Origin of the sequence: Novosphingobium hassiacum, from assembly GCF_014196055.1 — a bacterium.
GTDB lineage: Bacteria > Pseudomonadota > Alphaproteobacteria > Sphingomonadales > Sphingomonadaceae > Novosphingobium > Novosphingobium hassiacum.
Genome location: NZ_JACICY010000041.1, coordinates 1 through 4,996, shown reverse-complemented (window position 1 = coordinate 4,996; position 4,996 = coordinate 1). Strand labels below are relative to the sequence as shown.

2 protein-coding genes and 1 pseudogene are annotated in these 4,996 nt (G+C 62.7%); all 3 read right to left on the bottom strand.

Going from position 1 to position 4,996, the window contains the following annotated elements:
* On the bottom strand, positions 1 to 180 hold a 180-nt coding region (locus GGQ88_RS20905), incomplete at its 3' end, for a hypothetical protein (RefSeq protein ID WP_183615336.1).
* 149 nt (positions 181 to 329) lie between these two features.
* On the bottom strand, positions 330 to 4,334 hold the full coding sequence (locus GGQ88_RS20900; protein WP_246386419.1) for a beta strand repeat-containing protein: 4,005 nt from the start codon (positions 4,332 to 4,334) through the stop codon (positions 330 to 332).
* 149 nt (positions 4,335 to 4,483) lie between these two features.
* Positions 4,484 to 4,996, bottom strand: a pseudogene (locus GGQ88_RS20895) (beta strand repeat-containing protein); the annotation flags it as partial.

The window sequence follows — 4,996 nt, the reverse complement described above, 5'->3', positions numbered from 1 at the left end:
ATTGGTGTTGCTGCCAAGCGTCGTAGCGCTGACCGCCCCGAAGGTGTTGAACGACTGGTTGGCCGACAGGCTGGTGTCCGAGGTCGTGGTGACCGACTGCGCCTGCGCCGTACCGGCGATCAGAAGTGTGCTGACGCCAGTCAGCAGCGTTGTGCGCATCCTGCGTGAATTATGAGTCATGATTATTTCCTTAAAGAATGTGGTTAACTTAATTTGACGAAACCCATTTACTCGCAGCCCCCTTTTCTTGATCTCCGATTTGAATTCTCACTATCTCATGAGCAGAATTACTCCGGCGCCCCCAAAGGGAGCGCCGGAGACTCGCTTCATCAGTTAGGCGTCACCAGGCTCACATTGGTTCCGCCGACGGTCACCGCGTTGGTCACGCTGTTGCCGTAGGCCGCCGATCCCAGCGCATTCCCGTTGATCGACAGGCTGGACTGGCTGACACCGCCGGTGCCAATACCCGCCACGCCAGAGTTGATCGCGAGCGCATTGCTGCCCGAGGTCGCACTCACGTTGCCGGTGTTGCTCTGGTTGCTGGCGAGCGCTGCGGTCGTGAACGTGGTCCCGCCCGAGGCCGGGTTGTTCAGCGCATTGAGCGACAGCGAGTTGTTGGCGGAGTTGCCGTAAGCCACCGCAATCACGCTGTTGCCGTTCAGCGCAACCGACGAGTTGCTGACCGTTGTGGCGGCATTCTGGTTGAAGCCAGCACCATAGGTCAGCGTGGCCGTAGCCGCGATCGCCCCGGTGTTGGCCTGCTCGTTCAGCACTGCATAGGTAGCCGCAACACTGTCCATCTGAGCGCCGGTCAGTGTGTTGGCGACAATCGCGCCGTTGTTGGACAGCGTGGTTGCCGATGCGTTCAGGCTGTTGGTGGCATTGTTGCCGCCTGCACGCGCAGTAGTGGTGTTGCCGGTGATCGCAACCGAGCTGGTATCAAGCGGCTTCGTTGAAGAACTTGTACCGAGGATAGCCAGATTGATCGTCGACGCACCGCCCACGGTGACCGAACCAGCATTGCCCTGCTGGTTGAGCACACCGCCCGAGGCACTGTCGCTGTTTGCCGAAAGGTTCAGCGAATTTGCTGAACTGTTCGCCAGGCCACTGGCATTGGTCGTGTTGCCGCTCATGCTGACCGAGCTTTGACCGATCCCACCCGTTGCCAGGAGGGCACCATCGTTGTTGGAGACGGTGGTGGTGGCAAGTACCGTCACCACTGCAGCGTTGGTCACCGACTGGGCATTGTTCACCACAAAATCGCCGTTAGCAACGTATCCCGCTGCGTTGCTGCCCAACAGGCTGGCGTTATTGGTGCCCGATACCTTGGTCGTGGTCAGGCCGTTATCGGCGGCAACCGTCATGGCGTTGGTGGCGGTGTTGACCGTCGCCGTGGCCGTGTTGGCATTGCCGTCAAGCGTCAGCGTCGAGGTGGCCATGGATGCCGGAGCCGCCACGGTCATGTTCGAGCTTGCACCAACCGTCGTAGCCGTGCTGGCCTGGACGGACATCAGCGCGCCGCTGGTGGCGATGCTGCCGCCGGTCAGAGCGACACTGTTGCTGGCCCGGTTGCCCGAAGTGGCCGCCGACTGGACGTTGTTCGACACCGACAGCGTGCTGCCGCCGATCGTTCCGCCCAGCGTTGTGCCGGCATCCAGGGTCACCACATTGTACGTGGCAGTGACACCGGTGCCCAGCGTGCCGGCCACCGTCTGGCTGTTGGCCAGTGCGTGATCGGCCGTTGCCGTGACGACAGCGGTAGCATTCGGATTGGCAACGGCGGCCCCCGCCGTGCCATCGCCAGCGGCAATGACGGCACTGCCGTTTACCGCAACGCTGTTGGTCGCCGTGTTGCCGGTGGTGGTGCCCGCCATGGTGTTGCCGTTAACCGCAACCGAGCTCGCGCCGATGTCGCCGCCGATCGTGGCATTGGCACCGCTGATGCTGGAGATGGTGTTGAGCAGCGCGCCACTCTCGATCTGGTTGTTCGCCAGAGCCGAGCTGACCGACACATTGGTGGCGCTCAGGTCGATACCGTTGCTGGCGCTGTTGCCCGTCACCGTCGACTTGCCGCTATTGCCCGACACCGACAGCGTGCTGCTGACGACATCAGTACCCGCCGGAGTAGTGGCATCTGCCACGCTCACCTGGAACGGAGCTCCGACCGTGCTGGTCAGCACCGCCGTGGCGCCGACGGTCTGGTCGTTGGTCACGGCCATGCCGGCAACAGTAGCTGCTGCGCCTGCGCCCACCGTGGCCGATCCAAGCGTCACCGGATTGGAAGCCTTGGTCAGGTTGGTCGCGCTGACGGCAAGCTGGTTGGCCGCCGTGTTGCCGCTGACCGTACCGGTGGTGGCGTTGCCGTCGACACTGGCATTGCTGCGGAGCAGGCCGGTGCCGCCGATCGCAACCACTGCGCCGCCGCTGGCGGGCACGCCCGCAGCGCCGGGGCTGGTGTAGGTAAAGGGGGCAAAGCCAACGATGCTACTAACTTGATTGGCTATAGTGACAATAAGATCGGCGCCGGAAACAGAAAAGCTATATGCGGGGTATAGACCAACAAGTTGGGCTTGATATACTGCCGCATTTGTTAATGTACCGGTCCAATTATACAATCCTCCACCGGCGAGGGAGGATGAAGTGCTGGTAGCCGTGTAGCTATGCGGAGTCGCAGCCGTCGGCGCGACCCCTGCCGAACCGACGCTGGCGAGCAAGGTGCCGCTCATGGTTTGCGCGCTGTCGATCGCTGCGGTGGTCTCGACATTGGTGCCCGCCAGGGTGATGGCATTGCCGCCCGCCAGGGTGGTGTTGCCGGCCGCGCTGGCGCTCAGCTTGTTGCCCAGCGAAGCAACGCTGGAATCGGTCACGCTGCCGCTGATCCCGGTATAGACCATGGTGCCAGATGACACAGAGACAGGATTGACCAAGGTCGCCGAAACGGTCGTGCCCGAGCTAACCGACTGCTCGCTGGCCACCGCGAAGGCGCCGTTGGCTACGCCGGCTGAGGCCGAACCACCAGCGGTGGAGGTCGTCGAGATGGTGTTGGCCGAGACGGCGAGGCTGTTGCCGCCGGCGTTGGCGAGAGCACCCGCGCTGGCCACGTTGTCCGAGGCGGTTACCGTGCTGGTGGTCAGCGCGCCGGTGATGGCGTTGTTGACCATGGCGCCGTTGCCGCCGGTGGTGGCGGTGATGGCCACCGTGCCGGTCACATCCTGCCTGGCGGCGATCGCGGCCACCGTGCTGCCGGCGCCCGTGGCGGTAATGCCATTGGCGGTCAGCGTTGTGGAATTGACCGTTTCGTTGCCATGCGCAACTGCCTGGGCGGTGTTGCTGTCGTTGTTGAGCGTGGACGCGGCCAGATTGCCCGTGACCGCAGCCTTGTAGCCACCAGTCGTGTTGTCAATCGTCGCCGTTACCGACGTGGTCCCGGCAGTTTGCGCCAGCTGCTGCTCCGACGCCGTCGCATAAGTGCCCTTGGCATTGGCAGTCGTGGTGGTATCGGCCTTGCCGGCCGAGGCGGGCGCCAGCGTCAGATCGTTGGCAGTGGCAACCTGGGTGTTGGAAACCGAGCTGGACACCGCAGTGGCGGTCATCGAATTGCCGGTCAGTTGCGCGGTGCTGTTGGACAGCGCGGCGGAGGCGGCGGTGTTCGAACCGGTCGTGAACGTATCGGCGCCCGACACGGTCGCGCTCAGCGTCGAATTGAGGCTCGACTGTGCCGAGGCGATACCGGCCGATGCCGAGCTGTTGTTGCTGGCGGTGTTCAGCGTGTTGGCGCCGTAGTTCTGCACACCAGTCGCGCTCTGGCTGTTGCCCGAGATCGTGGCGAGGCTGTTCGTCATGCCACGGTCGAGCGTTACGCTCGCGGGAATGGCGGTGCTGACGGTGGCGGTGGCCAAAGTGGCCTGCTGGCTGAGTGCGACGCCGATGTCATTGGTCGCGGTGACCGTAGCAGCCGTTGTCGCCGCATTCGACGACGCCGCCTCATTGGCAAGGCTGCTGCCGGTGACATTGGTGAAGCTGCCGTTGACGGTCTGGTTCGCACTGTTGGCGTAGCCGGCCGAGGTGGCGCTGTTGCCCGCGACCGAAACCGTGCCGCTGCTCAGCGCCGCCGTGGCAGCCGCGCCGCTATTGATCACCGTAGTGATCGAACCATTGGTGTTGCTGCCAAGCGTCGTGGCGCCGGTCGCAGCAAAAGTGTTGAACGACTGGTCGGCAGACAGGCTGGTGTCCGAGGTCGTCGTGACCGATTGCGCCTGCGCCGTGCCCGCGAGAAGTATAGTGCTGACACCTGTCAGCAGCGTTGTACGCATCTTACGTGAACTGCTATTCATGATTATTTCCTTAAGGAATATGGTTAATTCAATTCGGCGAAACTCACTTGCCCCCTGCTCCCCTTTCCTTATTTGCGGATTTGAATATCAATTACCTCGTGAGCAGAATTACTCCGGCGCCCCCAAAGGAGCGCCGGAAGATCAGGTCATCAGTGCAGGGTCACATTGGTTCCACCAAAGGTCACCGCGTTGGTCACGCTGTTGCCATAGGCAGCCGATCCCAAGGCATTGCCGTTGATCGACAGGCTGGACTGGCTGACGCCGCCGGTGCCAATTCCCGACACTCCAGAGTTGATCGCGAGCGCATTGCTGCCCGAGGTCGCACTCACGTTGCCGGTGTTGCTCTGGTTGCTGGCAAGTGCCGCCGTCGAGAGCGTTCCGGCAGTGGCCGGGTTGTTCAGCGCATTGAGCGACAGCGAGTTGTTGGCGGAGTTGCCGTAACCAACCGCAATCACGCTGTTGCCGTTCAGCGCAACCGACGAGTTGCTGACCGATGTGACGCCATTCTTGCTGAAGCCAGCACCATAGGTCAGCGTGGCCGTAGCCGCGATCACCCCGGCGTTGCTTTGCTCGTTCAGCACCGCATAGCTGGCCGCCACAGTGTCCGCCTGGGTGCCGGTCAGCGTGTTGCTGACGATAGCACCGTTGTTGGACAGCGTGGT